Source organism: Thiocystis violascens DSM 198, from assembly GCF_000227745.2.
Classification (GTDB): domain Bacteria; phylum Pseudomonadota; class Gammaproteobacteria; order Chromatiales; family Chromatiaceae; genus Chromatium; species Chromatium violascens.
On record NC_018012.1, the window covers coordinates 1,919,491 to 1,936,601 of the forward strand.

Here is a 17,111-nt window from a genome sequence, read left to right on the forward strand (position 1 = left end):
CTGTTCCGTTTGATCAAAGCCTTGAGTTGGCTGTCGATCGTCAGCGTGATCCTCGCCCTGGCGCTCGGCGCCCTGTTCCTACCGGACAGTCGCCCCATCGTCGAACAAGATCGCGCCATCACCGCTGCCGAACGCGCCTGGGCCAGACACTGGGTCGCCGCCAATCGTCCTCGGGGCCGGCAGCCTGGCGAATTGATGACGATCGGACTTTCCGAGCGCGAGGCCACTCTGCTCGCCAACGAACTGCTCGGCCGCTTCGGTCAGGGACGCGCGGCAGTTCGCCTGGACGCGGGTCGCGCCACCATCGACGCCTCGCTAGCCCTACCCTGGAACCCGCGCGGCAGCTTCGTCAACCTGGAACTGGGACTGGTCGCGAATGGCTCCCTGCCGAAGATCGAGACGGCCCGGCTGGGCGGGGTTCCGCTCCCTGGGACGCTGGTTCAGGCACTGGCGGAGCGTGCCCTGGCGGCCGTGGTGAATAGCCAACTGCTCCAACAGGTCGACCTTGAAGACGACCGGATGCGCATCGTCTACGAATGGCGCCCCCATCTGCTGGAGCGCATCGGCAGCGGTTTCGTCGCCGATGCCGATTTGCCGAATCTGCTGCGTTATCAAAACGACCTGACGAAGATGCTGGCGGATCGCACCAGACGCGGGCCGGTCCAACTCGCCGATCTGCTCGCACATCTCCTGTCCAGGGCCGGGGCGCAACCTGCGGACGCCGATCCGATCGCCGAGAATCGCGCCATCTTCATGGTCCTGGCCGCCTATGTGAACGGTCGGACCATCCGCGATCCGGCGGACGCCACGGCCAGCCCGAAGGCGTCCCGCCCCCATCCGGTTCTGTTGCGTGGGCGTCAGGATCTGAGCCAGCATTTCATGACCTCGGCGGCCCTGGCGATCCAGGGAGACGACACGCTGTCCGGGATGGTCGGCTGGTACAAGGAGATGTCCGACGCCAACGGCGGCAGCGGTTTCAGCTTCGCCGACATGGCCGCCAACCGCGCCGGGATTCGGCTTGCTCGGCTCGCGACCGGCAACCGGGAGGACGCCAGGCGCCTGCAACGGATCGCCAGACAGGGTTTGGCCGAGGACGATTTCATGCCAGCCATCGATGGACTACCCGAAGGCATCGACCAACAGACGTTCGCGGCGAACTTTAGCGGTACCAGCCAGGCCGACTATCAACGCATCATCGCCCACATCGATCGCCGGATCGATGCCCGTCGGCTGTTTCGGGAACTCTGATACCGCATCAGGACGTCCGCGCCACGGCCCAGACATCGACCTGCTCCACCCCGGCCTTGAGAAAGTCACGGCTCAATTCGGCCACGGTGCTGCCGGTAGTCACCACATCGTCCACGATCGCCACCCGTCTCCAGGGCGGCTGACGGGTCAAGGCGAATGCCCCACGGAGGTTGCGACGGCGCGCGCGCGGATCGAGTCCGACTTGGGGCTGCGTTGCCGCGATCCGGATACAACACTTTGCATCGACCGGTAAATCCAGCTCCCGGCCAAGCGCCCGGGCAATTTCGAGCGCCTGATTGTAGCCACGCTCGCGCAGCCGCCCGGAATGCAGCGGAACCGGTACCAAGACATCCGGCAACGCCAGGGCATGCTCCCGAATCGTCTCGGCCAGACACTGCCCGAGCAACCGCGCGAAATTTAGCCGACCGCGAAACTTCGCCCCGACCACCAGCGACGGCACGGCCGACTCATAGCGAAAGACCGTGATACAGCGTTCAAAGGGCGGGGCTTTTTTCTGACACCGCCCGCAGAGCATTCCTGGAGGAACCGACCCCTCTAACGGCAGCGCGCAGCGGAAGCACGACGCCCGATTCCGCGGCAGTTCGGCATCGCAACCGGCGCAGAGATCCCGACCGCCCACGCCCGGTGCCCCGCACAGCACGCAGGTCGCGGGAAACAGGACCGAGATCAGAGACGCCAAAGCGATTGTTTGAATCATCTGTAAACCAAAAAAGCAAAGATTAGTTGACAAGGGAGCCACGCGATCTAGGATAGCCCTCTTTTGTGCCAGCCGATCCTGCTCGCCCGATCGCGCACTTAACACCGATATCGCAACCCAAACCATGCCATCACGCAAGTCCGCCATTCGCCACGACTGGACCATCGACGAGATTCAGACGCTGCTCGACCAACCCCTGAACGATCTTCTGTTCAAGGCTCAAAGCACCCACCGCGCCCATTTCGATCCCAACCGGATTCAGGTCAGCACCCTGCTCAGCATCAAGACCGGCGCCTGCCCCGAAGACTGCGGCTATTGCGCCCAGAGCGCGCACCACGACACCAATCTGGAACGCGAACGCCTGCTGCCGCTCGACGACGTGCTGACCGCCGCCCGCGCCGCCTGCGCCGAGGGCGCGACCCGCTTCTGCATGGGCGCGGCCTGGCGCAATCCGACCGACAACAACCTGGACCAGGTGGTCGCCATGATCGAAGGCGTCCACGCGCTCGGGATGGAAACCTGCGTCACGCTCGGCATGCTCACCGGCCCCCAGGCGCGCCGGCTCAAGGATGCCGGGCTGGATTACTACAATCATAATCTGGACACCTCGCCCGAGTTCTACGGCCAGGTCATCACCACCCGCACCTATCAGGACCGGCTCGACACCCTGGAGCATGTCCGCGAGGTTGGGCTCAAAACCTGTAGCGGCGGCATTCTCGGCATGGGCGAATCGCGTCGCGACCGCGCCTCCATGCTCCGCCAGCTCACCAACCTGCCCGCCCACCCGGAGTCGGTACCGATCAACCTGCTGGTCCAGGTCGAAGGCACCCCGCTCTTCGGTCAGGCCGCGCTCGATCCCTTCGAGTTCGTGCGCGTGGTCGCCGCCACTCGCATCCTGATGCCGGCCTCCCATGTGCGACTGTCCGCCGGTCGTCACGAGATGAGCGACGAGTTACAGGCGCTGTGTTTTCTCGCCGGCGCCAACTCCATCTTTTATGGCGAGCGCCTGCTGACCGCGTCCAATGCCGAAGCCGACCGTGACCGCGCGCTCTTTGCGCGTTTGGGTCTGACCTTTGAAGAAGTCGACGCCGAGCGTACCGAACCAGGGGCTTGTCACAAAGAGTAGCCCCCCCAGGAAGTCGGAAATCTCAATCGACCACATGCACCACGACCAGCCTCCAATCAAGGATCTCCGCACCCGGCTCGACCAACTGAAGGCCGCGCACCTCTACCGCCGCCGACGCGTCCAGGACGCCCCGCAGCAACCGCGCGCCATCGTCGATGGCCGGCCCCTGCTGAGCTTCTGCAGCAACGACTATCTGGGGCTTGCCAACCATCCTGAGGTGATCGCCGCCTTGCAGCGCGGCGCCGAACGCTGGGGCGTGGGCAGCGGCGCGGCCCATCTGGTGAACGGTCACAGCGCGGCCCATCACGCCCTGGAAGAGGCGCTGGCCGAGTTCACCGGCTATCCACGCGCGCTCCTTTTCTCGACCGGCTACATGGCCAATCTCGGGGTCATCGCGGCGCTGGCCGGACGCGGCGACACCGTCTTCGAGGATCGGCTCAACCACGCCTCGCTGCTCGATGGCGCGCAGTTGTCGCGCGCCACCCTGCGCCGCTATCCGCATGCGGACAGCGCCGGACTCGACCGCCTGCTCAAAGGCGGCCAGACCCGGATGATCGCCACCGACGGCGTGTTCAGCATGGACGGCGACCTGGCCCCGCTGCCCGCGCTCGCGCGGCTCGCCCATCAAGCCGGCGCCTGGCTGCTGGTCGACGATGCTCATGGGCTCGGCGTGCTCGGACACGGCGGGCGCGGCTCGTTGGACCACTTCGGTCTTAACCCGGACGAGACGACCATCCTCATGGGCACCCTGGGCAAATCATTCGGTACCTTCGGCGCCTTCGTCGCAGGATCGGAAGATCTGATCGAAACGCTGATCCAGCGCGCCCGCAGCTACATCTACACCACCGCCACCCCGCCGGCGCTCGCCGAGGCCACCCGCGCGAGCCTGCGGCTGGCCGAACGCGAAGACTGGCGTCGCGAGCGGCTCCAGATGCTGATTGCACGCTTCAGACAGGGCGCGGATCAGTTCGGTCTGCAACTCACCGATTCGCTCACGCCGATTCAGCCTCTGCTCGCCGGCAGCGCAGAGCGCGCCATCGGCTGGAGCCAGGCATTGGAAGCGGCTGGAATTCTGGTCGGCGCCATCCGCCCGCCGACGGTATCCGAAGGCGCCGCCCGACTGCGCATCACCTTCTCCGCCGCCCATGCCGAAGCCGATGTCGATCGACTTCTGGATGCCCTGGCCGAACTGCCAACCGACCACTGAAAACACCCTATGCCAATCAATCTCCCTACCGCCCACCAAGACCTCGTCATGCTGCATGGCTGGGGCATGAACGCCGCCGTCTGGGATGCTTGCCCGGCGGACACCTGGAACGGACTGAACCAGCACCGGATCGAACTCCCCGGACACGGCCACAGCCCCTTCCCACCCGCGCTCGACAGCCTCTGGAGTTGGGCCGACGCCTGTCTGGACGCGGCGCCCGAACAGGCGGTCTGGCTCGGTTGGTCGCTCGGCGGATTGGTCGCGCTCGCCGCCGCGCTGCGCGCGCCCAAGCGGGTCGCGGGGCTCGTCCTGCTGACCGCCACGCCCCGTTTCGTGCGCGCGGCGGACTGGACGCCGGCCATGCCGGAGACGACGCTCGATCAGTTCCATCAGGAACTGGCCGCCGATCCCGCCGCCACGCTCGCCCGCTTCCTGGCGCTCCAGGTGCGCGGTAGCGACTCCGCCCGCGAGGTTCTGCGCACCCTGCGCGAGGCACTCGCCAGCCAACCGGCCCCCAACCCCGCCGCCCTGTCGCTGGGCCTGGATCTGCTGCGCGACGAAGACCTGCGCGGCCGACTCCCGGATCTGCGCTGTCCCGCGCTCTGGCTGTTCGGCGACCACGATGCACTGGTTCCGGCCAAGGTTGCCGAACGCATCGAGATCCTGATGCCGGGCGCGCGGACTCAGCTCATCGCCGGCGCCGCCCACGCGCCGCATCTGTCACACCCGGTCGAGACCGCGCGGGCGATCCGATCCTTTCTCGCCGAGCCGGCGGCATGATCGACAAAGAACGCGCGCGCCGCGGCTTCGAGCGCGCCGCGACGCACTACGACAGGGTCGCCGTGCTTCAGCGCGAAATCGCGGATCGACTGCTGGAACGGCTCGACTATGTTCGGCTCGAACCCCAACGCATCCTGGATCTGGGCGCGGGCACCGGGTATGCGGTCGGCGCGCTGCATCGCCGCTACCGCCGGGCGCGGGTGATCGCGTTGGATTTCGCGCACGGGATGTTGCTCCAGGCACGCAAACGCGGCGGCTGGCTGCGCCGTCCGTGGTGCGTCTGCGCCGATGCCGAAGCATTGCCGCTGGCCGATGGCGCGGTGGATCTGATCGTCTCGAACGCCACGCTTCAGTGGTGCGACCTGGAACGGGCCTTTGACGAGTGTCTGCGGGTGTTGCGTCCGGGCGGACTTTTCATGTTCACCACCTTCGGTCCGGATACGCTCAAGGAACTGCGCCAGGCGTGGAGCGAGGTGGACGGCGACTCGCATGTCAGCCCCTTTCTGGACATGCACGACATCGGCGATGCACTGGTCCGGGCGCGCTTCGCCGACCCGGTCATGGATGTCGAGCGCCTGACCCTGACCTACACGCACGCGCGCGACCTGATGCGGGATCTCAAGCTCCTCGGCGCCCACAACGCCACCCATGAACGCCCGCGCACGCTCACCGGACGCGCGCGACTCGCGGCGGTCGAACGGGCCTACGAGAATTACCGTGACGCCGGACGACTGCCCGCCAGCTATGAAGTGGTTTACGGTCACGCCTGGGTGCCGGAGCAGAAACCCGGCGCGGGCGGTATCACAATCCCGCTCAGCGCCATCGGCGGACGGGGACGCTCGGGCGGTCGGATATGAGCGGCGTCTTCGTCACCGGTACCGATACCGGCTGCGGCAAGACCGCGATCAGCGTCGGGCTGATGGCCGCTCTACAGGCGGCTGGGTTGCGTGTTCTCGGCATGAAGCCGGTCGCGTCCGGCTGTGCGCTAACGCCTGACGGCCTGCGCAACGCGGACGCACTAGCCTTGCAGAAACAGGGCAGCAGCCGGGAGCCTTATGAGCGGATCAATCCCTACGCCTTCGCCCCGTCGATCGCGCCGCATCTGGCGGCCGCCACGGCCGGCGTCGTGATCGATCTGGCGGCGATTGTCCGCGCCTACGGTGCGCTGGACGCCAGGGCGGATCTGGTGGTGGTGGAAGGGGTCGGCGGCTGGCGGGTTCCCCTGGGGGCGGACCTCTCGCTCAGCGATCTTCCGACCGCGCTCGAACTCCCCGTCATCCTGGTGGTTGGGCTCAAGCTCGGCTGCCTCAATCACGCATTACTGACCGCCGAACGCATCCAGTCCAGCGACGCCCGCCTGATCGGCTGGATCGGCAATCAGGTCGATCCCGGGATGCTGGTGCTTGACGAGAATCTCGCGACTCTGACTGCACTGCTTGATGCGCCCTGTCTGGGCGTCGTACCCTGGCTCGATCACGCGGAGCCGGCTCAGATCGCCGCCTTCCTGTGCACTAAATTGCTTGATCCAGCTTGATTCTGGTCTACCATGAAAACGGACAACCTGTTTTTCCGACTATTTCAGGCACTACCCACGCTGGTGCTTGAATTGGCCGAGATCGAGATCGAAATCGCCGATGCCTGCCGTTATGAATTCCGTGCCGAGGAGGTCAAACAGACCGCCTTTCGTCTCGATGGATTGTTGATTCCTCCGACCGAAACGCTATCAGCTCCACTGATCTTTGTGGAGATCCAGGCACAGGCGGACGATGACTTTTACGGACGTTTCTTCTCCGAGATTTTTCTGTATCTTTACCGCTCGGTACCGCGCCGTCCCTGGCTGGCGGTGGCGATCTATCCGAGCCGCGCAACGGAACGCCCGGATACCAGATACAACTCGCTGCTCAGTACACCAGAGGTGCGACGCGTGTATCTGAACGACTGGCGCGAGCGACCGGCTCCGACGCTGGGGTTGCAATTGATCCAACTGCTGATTGCCCCAAGGAAGAAAGCCTGCCAACAGGCGGTTCTTTTGGCCGGACAAGCCCGTAAGGGAGTTCTTGGCGCGGAACTTTCAGAAGCGACGATGTTGGATTTGATTGAAACCATTGTGGTCTATCGACTACCTCAACTGACACGCGAGGAAATTCAAACCATGCTCGGAATGACCGATCTCGATCTCAAACAGAGTCGTTTTTACCAAGAGGTCTTTGCCGAAGGGCGACAGGAAGGACGGCAGGAAGGACGGCAGGAAGGACGGCAGGAAGGCGAAGCCGCCATCCTGCTACGTCTGATCGCGCTGAAATTTGGTGCACCCGGAAAGTCGTTGCGACAACGGGTGCTCACCGCCGACGCCGAGACTCTGCTGCTCTGGTCGGAGCGGTTACTCACCGCGCAGACCCTGAATGACGTCTTGGACGAAACTTAAATGTACCGCACTTCCAAGATCTCGAACTCCCGAACCCCGCCGGGCGCGGCAAGCGACGTCACGTCGCCCTCGCTCTTGCCGATCAGACAACGGGCGATGGGCGAGCCGATGGAGATCATGCCCAACTTGAGATCGGCCTCGTCCTCGCCGACGATCTGATAGCTGAGTTCTTCCTCCTTATCGAGTTCAAGCACGCGAACCGTCGCGCCAAAGACCACTCGCCCAGTGGCCGGGAGCTGGGTGACGTCGATGATCTGAGCATTCGAGAGCTTGCCGTCGATGTCCTTGATGCGGCCCTCGACGAAACTCTGCTGCTCGCGCGCCGCGTGGTACTCGGCGTTTTCCTTGAGATCGCCATGCGCGCGGGCCTCGGCGATTGCCTCGATGATGCGTGGGCGCTCGATGCGCTTGAGCCGATCGAGTTCCTCGCGCAATTTCTCAGCGCCCCTGGCGGTCAGAGGGACCTTGCTCATAGGTGATTTCCTCGTCTGGAGACACCGCCCTGAAACAACATCAGCGGCGGGTCAAACCCATTGCGGGTTCTCTATAAAAAAATGGCGGGCGCCCAAAAAACGCCCGCCAATCACGAATCAGTAAAGATCTTGTAACCGATTGACGCTCACGATGTCCAGTTGTTTCAACGCCAGACAGGTCGCCTCGGCGCCCGCGATGGTCGTGGTATAGGGGACTTTGTGCTGGAGCGCGGCGCGGCGGATCGCGGCCGAATCGGCGATCGCCTTAGCACCTTCGGTCGTGTTGACGATGAAGCCGATCTCGTTGTTCTTGATCATGTCGACGATATGCGGACGCCCCTCGGCGACCTTGTTGACGCCGACACAGTCCAGACCGGCCTCGCGGATCGCCGCCGCCGTCCCATGGGTGCCGTAGAGCGTGAACCCGAAGTCCAGGAGATCGCGCGCGACCCGGATCAGGCGCGTCTTGTCCACCTCGCGCACACTGAGCATGGCCTTGCCGCCGCGTCGCGGCAGGAGACTTCCGGCCCCTTCCTGCGCCTTGGCATAGGCCTCGCCGAAGGATTCGCCAACCCCCATGACCTCGCCGGTGGACTTCATTTCGGGTCCGAGCAGGGTGTCCACGCCGGGGAATTTGACGAAGGGGAACACCGCCTCCTTGACGAAATAGTGCTTGGGCTTCAGCTCGCGCCGCAGACCCTGCTCGGCCAGCGTCCGGCCAACCATGCAGCGGGCCGCGACCTTGGCGAGCGCCAGGCCGATGGCCTTGGAGACGAAAGGCACGGTGCGCGACGCCCTGGGATTGACCTCCAGAATGTAGATGTCATCGCCCTTGATGGCGAATTGCGCGTTCATCAGTCCAACCACGTTCAGCGCGCGGGCCATGCGGGCCATCTGCTCGCGCATGTGGTCCTGGATCGAGGCCGAGAGCGTATAGGGCGGCAGCGAGCAGGCCGAATCGCCCGAATGCACGCCAGCCTGTTCGATGTGTTCCATGATGCCGCCGATCAGCACGTCGGTGCCGTCGCAGATGGCGTCCACGTCGACCTCGATGGCGTCGTCGAGAAAGCGGTCGAGCAGCACCGGCGATTCGTTGGAGACCCGCACCGCCTCGCGCATGTAGCGGTTGAGTTCCGACTCGTCGAAGACGATCTCCATCGCCCGCCCGCCCAGCACATAGGAGGGACGCACCACCAGCGGATAGCCGATGTCGGCGGCCTTCGCGACCGCCTCGGCTTCGCTGCGCGCCGTGGCATTCGGCGGCTGGCGCAGACCCAGTTGCTGAATCAATTGCTGAAAACGCTCGCGATCCTCGGCTAGGTCGATACAGTCCGGGCTGGTGCCGATAATGGGCACGCCAGCCGCTTCCAGGTCGCGCGCGAGTTTCAACGGGGTCTGACCGCCATACTGGACGATGACGCCGAGCGGGCGCTCCTTGTCGACGATCTCCAGCACGTCCTCCAAGGTCAGCGGCTCGAAATAGAGTCGGTCGGAGGTGTCGTAATCGGTGGAAACGGTCTCCGGGTTGCAGTTGACCATAATGGTTTCATAGCCGTCCTCTCGCATGGCGAAGGCGGCATGAACGCAGCAGTAGTCGAACTCGATGCCCTGACCGATACGATTCGGCCCGCCGCCGAGCACCATGATCTTCTGGCGATCGCTGGGGTCGGCCTCGCACTCCTCTTCGTAGGTGGAATAGAGATAGGCGGTGCTGGAGGCGAACTCGGCGGCGCAGGTATCGACCCGTTTGAAGACCGGGCGCAGGCCCTGTTCATGCCGGAGCGCGCGGATCTCGCCTTCCTTGCCGCCCACCAGATGGGCGATGCGGCGGTCCGAGAAGCCCTGGCGCTTGAGCGCGCGCAGACGTTCGGGCGTGAGACCGGCACGGCCCGCGAGGCACAGTTCGCCCTCGGCGCGAACCAGATCCTCGATCTGGGCCAGAAACCAGGGGTCGATCCAGCTCAGTTCGTGGATTTCCTCCAGACTGATACCCACGCGGAAGGCATCGGCCACATAGAAGATGCGCTCGGCGCCGGTCTGGCGCACCTCCAGCCGGATCGTGTCGATGGCGTCTGGATCGGCAAGGTCGACGATTTCATCGAGTCCGTAGCGATCGATTTCCAGACCCCGGATCGCCTTCTGCAGCGACTCCTGAAAGGTCCGTCCGATGGCCATGACCTCACCCACCGATTTCATCTGGGTGGTCAGACGGGCATCGGCCAAGGGAAATTTCTCGAAGGCGAAACGCGGGATCTTGGTGACGACATAGTCGATGCTCGGCTCGAACGAGGCCGGGGTGGTGCCGCCGGTGATCTCGTTGCGCAACTCGTCGAGCGTGTAGCCCACGGCCAGCTTGGCGGCGACCTTGGCGATCGGGAAACCGGTCGCTTTGGAGGCCAGCGCCGAGGAACGCGAGACCCGCGGGTTCATCTCGATGATGATCATCCGCCCGTCGGCCGGATTGATCGCGAACTGCACGTTCGAGCCGCCGGTGTCGACGCCGATCTCGCGCAACACCGCGATGGCGGCGTTGCGCATGATCTGATATTCGCGGTCGGTCAGGGTCTGGGCCGGGGCGACCGTGATGGAATCGCCGGTATGCACGCCCATGGGATCGAAGTTCTCGATCGAGCAGATGATGATGCAGTTGTCCGCGCGGTCGCGGACCACCTCCATCTCGTATTCCTTCCAGCCGAGCGCCGATTCCTCGATCAGCAATTCCTTGGTCGGCGAGAGATCCAGCCCGCGCCGGCAGATTTCCTCAAACTCTTCCTGATTGTAGGCGATGCCGCCGCCGCTCCCGCCCATGGTGAAGGAGGGCCGGATGATGGTCGGAAAGCCGATCGACGCCTGGACCTGGAGCGCCTCCTCCAGGCTGTGGGCGATGGCCGAACGCGGCATGTCGAGCCCGATCCGACGCATGGCCTGACGGAAGAGATCGCGATCCTCGGCCTTGTCGATGGCCTCGCGCGAGGCGCCGATCAGCTCCACGCCGAAGCGTTCGAGCACGCCCTCGCGCACCAGATCGAGCGCGCAGTTGAGCGCGGTCTGTCCGCCCATGGTCGGCAGCAACGCCTCTGGGCGTTCCTTCTCGATGATGGCGGCGACCGCACGCCAGGTGACCGGCTCGATATAGGTGGCGTCCGCCATCTCCGGGTCGGTCATGATGGTGGCGGGATTGGAGTTCACCAGCACGACGCGGTAACCCTCCTCGCGCAGCGCCTTGCACGCCTGTGCCCCGGAGTAGTCGAACTCGCACGCCTGACCGATGACGATAGGGCCGGAGCCGATGATCAGGATGCTGTGGATGTCGGTACGCTTGGGCATCAGTTCTTCCGCTCGCGAATCAGATCGATAAAGTGGTCGAACACCGGCGCGACATCATGGGGTCCGGGACTCGCCTCGGGATGGCCCTGAAAACTGAAGGCGGGACGCTGGCGGTGATGAATGCCCTGCAGCGAACCGTCGAACAGCGAGCGATGGGTGGCCTCCAGGGTGTCGGGCAGACTGGCCTCGTCCACCGCGAAGCCATGATTCTGGCTGCTGATCATGACCGCGCCGGTCTTGAGATCCTGCACCGGATGGTTCGCGCCATGATGACCGAACTTCATCTTCAGGGTGCGCGCCCCGCACGCCAGCCCCAACAGTTGATGGCCGAGACAGATCCCGAACAGCGGGATGTCCGTGTCCAGCAACTCGCGAATCGCCGTGATCGCATAGTCGCAGGGCTCGGGGTCGCCCGGACCGTTGGAGAGAAAGACGCCGTCGGGTTGCAGCGCCAGCACGGTAGCCGCCGGCATGTGCGCCGGCACCACGGTGACATGACAGCCGCGCGCGACCAGCATCCGCAGGATGTTGCGCTTGATGCCGTAATCGTAGGCGACGACATGATAGGGCAGGCGCTCGCCCACCGGCATCAAGGGTTCCGGCAAGCCGCCGTCCAGCGTCCAGACGCCCTGCGTCCAGGGATAGGCTTCCTTGGTCGAGGCATGCTGGGCCAGATCCATGCCCTTGAGCCCTGGAAAGGCGCGCGCCTCGGCCAGCGCCGCCGCTTCGTCGAGCGCGTCGCCGGCCTGAAGACAGCCGTTTTGGGCGCCCTTCTCGCGCAGAATGCGCGTCAGGCGTCGGGTATCGATGTCCGCGATCCCGACGACGCCCTGACGGATCAGGTAGGCATCGAGCCGCTCGCGCAGCCGATAATTACTCGGCAGGATCGGCAGATCGCGGACGATGAGCCCCGCCGCCTGAATGGCGCCGGACTCTTCATCCTCGGGGTTGGCGCCGACATTGCCGATATGCGGATAGGTCAGGGTGACGAGTTGCCGGAGATACGAGGGATCGGTCAGAATCTCCTGGTAGCCGGACATGGCGGTATTGAAGACCACCTCGCCGACGCTCGTGCCATCGGCACCAATTGACGTTCCGCGGAAGACCGAGCCGTCTTCCAGAACCAGAACCGCGGGTTTTCTCAAGGGTATCTCCGAATCCGGGCGAGGACGTGCGACTTTCCGCGACGGGAAGTATAGAGGACTGCGTCAGCACGTATCGTATTTAGAGCCGCTGGCAGGGCGCTTATCCGGATGGATTCTAAAGAACCGCCGCCGAACTGTCCACGCGCGCCGAAGAGTCCGGGAAAATTGCCGGTGGACCGTCGCGAGATCGTTGCGCCTCGGCTGAATGATATACTGGCGCAAGATTTCCACGCCCCTCCAAGCGCCGGTCAGGCGCACGCTTATGATCTCATTGTCGCCCTGGTGGACCCGCGAGCATGTCTCGCGTCTGTTAACGGACCTGATCGCCGCCGAAGTCGCGCGTCTGCGGCCTGGCCTGCTCGGGTTGCGCAACGCCCTGGAGACAAGCGCCGAGACTGCGGCCGATCGGGTCGATCCGGATCTGGGTCGGGATCTGGAGACGCTCGAACTCGACTCGCTGGAGTTTCTGGATCTGGCCACGGTCGTGACGGTTCAGTTCCATCTTCAAGAAACGGGTCTCGACGACGACCTCATTGCCAGTCACCACCTGGGAAAATGGGTCGATCTCATCCTGCGCAGCCGCGCCCGCTGGGATGAAGCGATCAGTTTTCAGACCTCCGGCTCCACCGGCCGGCCGAAACTCTGCACCCATCCGATGCCTTTCCTGACACAGGAGGTTGCCTGCTTTGCCGACCTGCTGCGTGGCCGGCGGCGCGTACTCAGCGCAGTGCCCGCGCATCATATCTACGGTTTCCTGTTTTCGGTCATGCTGCCGGCCCTCTTGGACATTCCCGTGAGAAACGTGCGCGACACGCTGCCCGGCAGCGTCCTCAGGCGCGCGTGCGCCGGCGATCTGATCCTGGGCCATCCGGCCTTTTTCGATCTGGCCACCCGCGCTCCGGTCGCCGTGGCGGACGACGTGGTGGCCTTGACCTCCACCGCGCCCTGTCCTGATCTGGTCTGGCGCCTGCTCGGCGCGACGGGTCTTGCCAGGGTCATCGAGATCTATGGCGCCTCGGAGAGCGCGGGGATCGGAGTCCGCGAGGCGTCGGATGTCCCTTTCCGGCTTTTGCCGCACTGGTCGCGCGTCACCGGCTCGCACGACCGGATCCTTCGGCTGGGGATCGCTGGCGATACGTCGGAGAGCGAGCTTCCGGACCATGTCCGATGGCTCGACGACCGCGCATTCCAGGTCGCCGGCCGCCGTGACGGAGCGGTGCAGATCGGCGGGATCAATGTTTTTCCGGAACGGGTGCAGGGTTGTCTCCGCGAACATCCGGAGGTCGCGGACGCCCTGGTGCGTCTGGCGAGCGCCGGACAGGGCGGACGATTGAAGGCGTTCGTCGTCCCCGGCCCAGCCTGCCCGGATTCCGAGCGCCTGCCCGAGCGCCTGCAACGCTGGCTTGCCGAACGCTTGACGCCCGCCGAGCAGCCCCGTTCCATCACCATCGGGTCGCAGTTGCCTAGGTCGGCGCTGGGGAAGCCGATGGATTGGGATTAAGGCGATTTCCTGAAAACGCTCTACCCAGAGAGAGGCGGTTAATGGACAGTGCCGCTCAAGTCGAGAAACAGTTGATGGACACGTTCTAATGTTTCACGCGGAGAGTGGGGATAGGTATGACGGCTCACGCCGAGCGATTGACATCGGGCGGCCCCGTGGAGGCCGTCTCCATCCTGCATCCTGTCTTTCTCCGCGCACTCCGCGCCTCCGCGTGAGATCGTCATTCAGCAACTGTCAATTTTCGACGTCCCGATGGCGGCCGGACAATGCCGCTCAAGTCGGGAAACAGTTGATGGACACGTTCTAAGAGGGTGTAGACAAAATCAAACCGTTGTGGTCAACCGCCGCAGCAGGATGCGCGCCTCCGCCAGCCAAACCCAGGTTTCGGAGACCGCTGGCAGACGGTCATGATGCATGATCAATCGACGGGCACGCTCATTCCACGCATGGGTGCGCTCGACAACCCAGCGCTTCGGCAGCGGAACGAAGCCGTCGGCGTTGGCGATCACCACTCGGTCAGGCGCCCCGTCCACGTGCCAGGAGCCAACGCTTTTGTTGGCTGGATGGCGCACGACTTCCACGCGGATCGCGTGGGTCTGCTCGGTGGTTTGGGCAAATTGACCGGCGTAGGCGCTATCGACAAACAGCGTGTTGATCTGGGGGTACTTGGCGGCCGCGTCAGCGACGGCGCCCGAGGCGGCATCGCGGTCCTGAAGATTGGCCGCGACCACGCTCACCGCCAACACGAACCCCAAGGTATCGACCACCAGGCTGCGCTTGCGCCCCTTGACCTGCTTGCCCGCATCAAAGCCGCTCGGTCCACCCTGCGGCGAGCCGCGGGTCGATTGCGCATCCAGCACCGCCGCCGTCGGCGCGATCTCACGCCCCTCGCGTTCGCGCCATTGCCCCCGCAGTCGATCATGCATCTGCTCAAACTTCCCAGCCGCACTCCAACGGCGAAACGTCTTGTAGACATTCTGCCAAGGCGCGAAATCGTGCGGCAGCATCCGCCACGCGCACCCCGTGCGCACCACGTAGCAACACGCCTCCAGGATGCTCCGGCGCGACACGCGGGGCGGTTGACCCCGCCCGCCCGGCATCTCAAAGAGAGCGGCGACCAAGTCCCACTCCGCATCGGTCAGACAACTTGGGTAGCTTTGGTCGGGGTCGTGGCGACGATGCGCATCCGTATACCCATACCGACGCGGCGTTGCGCGCGCTTGCGCCTCGAGACCACTCTCGCCCCGGAGGCGCGTGACGCCCGCCTCCCGCAAGGACTTGCGAATCGTTGCTTCATGAGCCTCGATTCCCGTCCGTGCCGCGAGTTCCCGGGCAATCTCTGACAGCGTGGAGGTCGGGCGATCCGTGACAATTTGACGCAATACCGCTTGCTCCGCCTCGTGAATCTTGGGGGGACGACCAGCTTTCGACATCAGCGCACACCAGCTCAGTTGTAGACTGGTATACAAATAGCAGCTCAATTATTTTTGTCTACACCCTCTAAGCTCAAGCAGCCATTCACAGCATGACTTGGCGTTCGCCGCCTCCTGAAGCCGTTCGTGGCGAGGCCCTCGAACCACGAACGGCTTCATGCTCCGAATCCGCGCATTTTTTCGGGATTTCGCGTAAGGTAGCGCCCCATATCGCTGACGACATTGAACCGAATCCCAATGGACGACACCCTCAAACGACTGCTCGACGCCGAAATGCGGGCGGAACGACTGGCCAAACAGGCGGAAGAAGAGCAGGAACACACCATTCAGCAGGCCATGGCGGACACCAAGGCCGCCAACGACCAATTCACCGCGCGGATTCCGGATCTGCATCGCTCCTTCATCGCCAAGGCCGAGGAACGCGCCGAGCAGAACATCGCCGAGCTGCGCCGACGCTACGACGAGCGGCATAATCAGTTACGCGATCAGGCCGAACAGCGCGAGGAGGAGGCGATGGAAGCCGCGTTCCAGATCCTCGTTGGCCGCGAGCGATAACCGACCGCGCGCGAGCGTCCGTTTCACCCCTCTTCCGGCCCATCGCCTGAACCGAAGACAAAACCCACGCCATGAGCAATGCCGCCGCGCAAGCCTACCTGAACACGCGGGTGTCCGTGATGTCGACGCGACTCCTCGCGCCGGAACAAATCGAGCGACTGCCGCGGATGACACTCGCCGAACTGGCGGACCATTTCGATCTATCGGCCATCCTCGACGAACAGCCCTCCGTCGCAACGCGCGCGCGCGCCGTCGAGCAAAGCCTGCTGCAAATTCTGATGGCGGAATTGCAGGTGCTGGCGCGCCCCATGGCCGCCGCCGAACGCTCGCTGATGCTGGCCTGGGGACGCAAATACGCGCTCTTCAATCTCAAAACGCTGCTGCGCGGCAAGCTCTACGAGCTGGATCAGCAGGAAATCCGCATTCACCTGTTCGATCTGCCCGAGACCATCCGTCTGCCGCATCGGGAACTGTTCCGCGCCGAGAACGCGCTGGAACTGTTGCGCCAGCTCGAGACCGGCCCCTATCGCCAGATTGCCCGTCAGGCGCGCGAGGTCTACGAAAAACACCGCGAACCCTTCGCCCTGGAAGCGGCCATCGATCAACGCTATTACATGGGCATGGTCCGTCAGATCATGGGTTCGGATAACCATCATCTGGATTCGCTCCGGCGTCTGATGGGCGCGGAACTCGACCGCGTCGCACTCCTGTGGCTGTTGCGGTTTCGCTTGACCTATCAGCTTTCGCCCTCCGAAACCTATTACCAACTGGTGCCTTCGACGCGCCTGCTGACCCGCGAGCGACTCCTGCATCTGGTCAACCTCGACACCTTCGAGCGCATCCTCGATGCCTTGCCACCGCCGCTCGACACCCTGCTCGCGGACAGCAAAAGCATCGGCGAAGTGCAGCAGCGCCTCAGCAGCTACACTCTGCTGGAAATGCGCGCGGTACTCTCGCGCAGTCAATCGGCCATTGCGCGCGCACTCGCCTATCTGATGCTGCGCGAGTCGGATCTGCTCATGCTGTTCGCGGTCGCGCGAGGGCGCCTGTTGCAGTTCCCGGACGCGACCATAAAGGCCGCGATCGAACTGAGCGCGCCGACCTGCGCCACCGCGCGTGCCGCCTGACCCATGACCGTCCGACGCGCGCACCAGCGTTTATCACAGACCGAGC

15 protein-coding genes are annotated in these 17,111 nt (G+C 64.3%); 10 read left to right on the plus strand and 5 right to left on the minus strand.

Annotation, left to right across the window (positions count from 1 at the left end; translation table 11 throughout):
* Window positions 1-21 precede the first annotated feature (21 nt).
* Window positions 22-1,248: a YfiM family lipoprotein gene (locus tag THIVI_RS08515; protein WP_245537405.1), complete on the plus strand. Its 1,227-nt coding sequence runs from the start codon at window positions 22-24 to the stop codon at window positions 1,246-1,248.
* A gap of 7 nt (window positions 1,249-1,255) precedes the next feature.
* Here THIVI_RS08515 and THIVI_RS08520 read toward each other — a convergent pair whose 3' ends face one another.
* Window positions 1,256-1,966: a ComF family protein gene (locus tag THIVI_RS08520; protein ID WP_014778196.1), complete on the minus strand. Its 711-nt coding sequence runs from the start codon at window positions 1,964-1,966 to the stop codon at window positions 1,256-1,258.
* 124 nt (window positions 1,967-2,090) lie between these two features.
* Between THIVI_RS08520 and bioB the strand changes: the two genes are divergently transcribed.
* Genes bioB through THIVI_RS08550 form a run of 6 tightly spaced genes read left to right on the plus strand, consistent with a single transcriptional unit; the run spans window position 2,091 to window position 7,504 of the window.
* A complete protein-coding gene (gene bioB, locus THIVI_RS08525; RefSeq protein WP_014778197.1) occupies window positions 2,091-3,092 on the plus strand; it encodes a biotin synthase BioB in 1,002 nt (333 codons plus the stop codon).
* Window positions 3,093-3,126: 34 nt separating this feature from the next.
* Window positions 3,127-4,299: an 8-amino-7-oxononanoate synthase gene (bioF, locus tag THIVI_RS08530; RefSeq protein WP_014778198.1), complete on the plus strand. Its 1,173-nt coding sequence runs from the start codon at window positions 3,127-3,129 to the stop codon at window positions 4,297-4,299.
* A gap of 9 nt (window positions 4,300-4,308) precedes the next feature.
* The gene (gene bioH / locus THIVI_RS08535; RefSeq protein WP_014778199.1) at window positions 4,309-5,079 is read left to right on the plus strand and encodes a pimeloyl-ACP methyl ester esterase BioH; all 771 of its coding nucleotides are present in this window, start codon (window positions 4,309-4,311) and stop codon (window positions 5,077-5,079) included.
* The gene (gene bioC, locus THIVI_RS08540) at window positions 5,076-5,936 is read left to right on the plus strand and encodes a malonyl-ACP O-methyltransferase BioC (protein ID WP_014778200.1); all 861 of its coding nucleotides are present in this window, start codon (window positions 5,076-5,078) and stop codon (window positions 5,934-5,936) included. Before bioH ends, bioC begins: the two co-directional genes overlap by 4 nt.
* Window positions 5,933-6,613, plus strand: a complete 681-nt coding sequence (gene bioD, locus THIVI_RS08545; protein ID WP_014778201.1) for a dethiobiotin synthase — start codon at window positions 5,933-5,935, stop codon at window positions 6,611-6,613. The genes bioC and bioD overlap by 4 nt, the downstream gene beginning before the upstream one ends.
* 12 nt (window positions 6,614-6,625) lie before the next feature.
* Window positions 6,626-7,504 carry an Rpn family recombination-promoting nuclease/putative transposase gene (locus THIVI_RS08550; RefSeq protein ID WP_014778202.1) on the plus strand — a complete coding sequence of 293 codons (879 nt, stop codon included), beginning with the start codon at window positions 6,626-6,628 and terminating at the stop codon, window positions 7,502-7,504.
* Here the strand turns inward: THIVI_RS08550 and greA are convergent.
* From greA to carA, 3 genes are all read right to left on the minus strand, one after another.
* Window positions 7,501-7,977: a transcription elongation factor GreA gene (greA, locus tag THIVI_RS08555; RefSeq protein WP_014778203.1), complete on the minus strand. Its 477-nt coding sequence runs from the start codon at window positions 7,975-7,977 to the stop codon at window positions 7,501-7,503. The genes THIVI_RS08550 and greA overlap by 4 nt on opposite strands.
* Before the next feature lie 117 nt (window positions 7,978-8,094).
* Entirely contained in the window at window positions 8,095-11,304 is a 3,210-nt protein-coding gene (gene carB, locus THIVI_RS08560) for a carbamoyl-phosphate synthase large subunit (protein WP_014778204.1), read from the minus strand.
* Complete coding sequence (gene carA, locus THIVI_RS08565) at window positions 11,304-12,449, minus strand: glutamine-hydrolyzing carbamoyl-phosphate synthase small subunit (protein ID WP_014778205.1); 1,146 nt, start codon at window positions 12,447-12,449, stop codon at window positions 11,304-11,306. The genes carB and carA overlap by 1 nt, the downstream gene beginning before the upstream one ends.
* A 262-nt stretch (window positions 12,450-12,711) precedes the next feature.
* Between carA and THIVI_RS08570 the strand changes: the two genes are divergently transcribed.
* Entirely contained in the window at window positions 12,712-13,950 is a 1,239-nt protein-coding gene (locus tag THIVI_RS08570; RefSeq protein WP_014778206.1) for an AMP-binding protein, read from the plus strand.
* Window positions 13,951-14,273: 323 nt separating this feature from the next.
* Here THIVI_RS08570 and THIVI_RS08575 read toward each other — a convergent pair whose 3' ends face one another.
* Complete coding sequence (locus THIVI_RS08575; protein WP_041447215.1) at window positions 14,274-15,383, minus strand: IS5 family transposase; 1,110 nt, start codon at window positions 15,381-15,383, stop codon at window positions 14,274-14,276.
* Window positions 15,384-15,620: 237 nt separating this feature from the next.
* Between THIVI_RS08575 and THIVI_RS08580 the strand changes: the two genes are divergently transcribed.
* Window positions 15,621-15,938 (plus strand): hypothetical protein, encoded by a 318-nt coding sequence (locus THIVI_RS08580; protein WP_014778207.1) that lies wholly within the window; start codon window positions 15,621-15,623, stop codon window positions 15,936-15,938.
* Window positions 15,939-16,009: 71 nt separating this feature from the next.
* Window positions 16,010-17,065 carry a V0D/AC39 family V-type ATPase subunit gene (locus THIVI_RS08585; protein WP_014778208.1) on the plus strand — a complete coding sequence of 352 codons (1,056 nt, stop codon included), beginning with the start codon at window positions 16,010-16,012 and terminating at the stop codon, window positions 17,063-17,065.
* Window positions 17,066-17,111 lie beyond the last annotated feature (46 nt).

What these genes read in the sequence shown, in the direction of transcription:
- THIVI_RS08520 (WP_014778196.1), bottom strand. Translation starts at nt 1,966, where the DNA reads ATGATTCAAACAATCGCTTTGGCGTCTCTGATCTCGGTCCTGTTTCCC.
- bioB (WP_014778197.1), top strand. Translation starts at nt 2,091, where the DNA reads ATGCCATCACGCAAGTCCGCCATTCGCCACGACTGGACCATCGACGAG.
- bioF (WP_014778198.1), top strand. Translation starts at nt 3,127, where the DNA reads ATGCACCACGACCAGCCTCCAATCAAGGATCTCCGCACCCGGCTCGAC.
- bioH (WP_014778199.1), top strand. Translation starts at nt 4,309, where the DNA reads ATGCCAATCAATCTCCCTACCGCCCACCAAGACCTCGTCATGCTGCAT.
- bioC (WP_014778200.1), top strand. Translation starts at nt 5,076, where the DNA reads ATGATCGACAAAGAACGCGCGCGCCGCGGCTTCGAGCGCGCCGCGACG.
- bioD (WP_014778201.1), top strand. Translation starts at nt 5,933, where the DNA reads ATGAGCGGCGTCTTCGTCACCGGTACCGATACCGGCTGCGGCAAGACC.
- THIVI_RS08550 (WP_014778202.1), top strand. Translation starts at nt 6,626, where the DNA reads ATGAAAACGGACAACCTGTTTTTCCGACTATTTCAGGCACTACCCACG.
- greA (WP_014778203.1), bottom strand. Translation starts at nt 7,977, where the DNA reads ATGAGCAAGGTCCCTCTGACCGCCAGGGGCGCTGAGAAATTGCGCGAG.
- carB (WP_014778204.1), bottom strand. Translation starts at nt 11,304, where the DNA reads ATGCCCAAGCGTACCGACATCCACAGCATCCTGATCATCGGCTCCGGC.
- THIVI_RS08570 (WP_014778206.1), top strand. Translation starts at nt 12,712, where the DNA reads ATGATCTCATTGTCGCCCTGGTGGACCCGCGAGCATGTCTCGCGTCTG.
- THIVI_RS08575 (WP_041447215.1), bottom strand. Translation starts at nt 15,383, where the DNA reads ATGTCGAAAGCTGGTCGTCCCCCCAAGATTCACGAGGCGGAGCAAGCG.
- THIVI_RS08580 (WP_014778207.1), top strand. Translation starts at nt 15,621, where the DNA reads ATGGACGACACCCTCAAACGACTGCTCGACGCCGAAATGCGGGCGGAA.
- THIVI_RS08585 (WP_014778208.1), top strand. Translation starts at nt 16,010, where the DNA reads ATGAGCAATGCCGCCGCGCAAGCCTACCTGAACACGCGGGTGTCCGTG.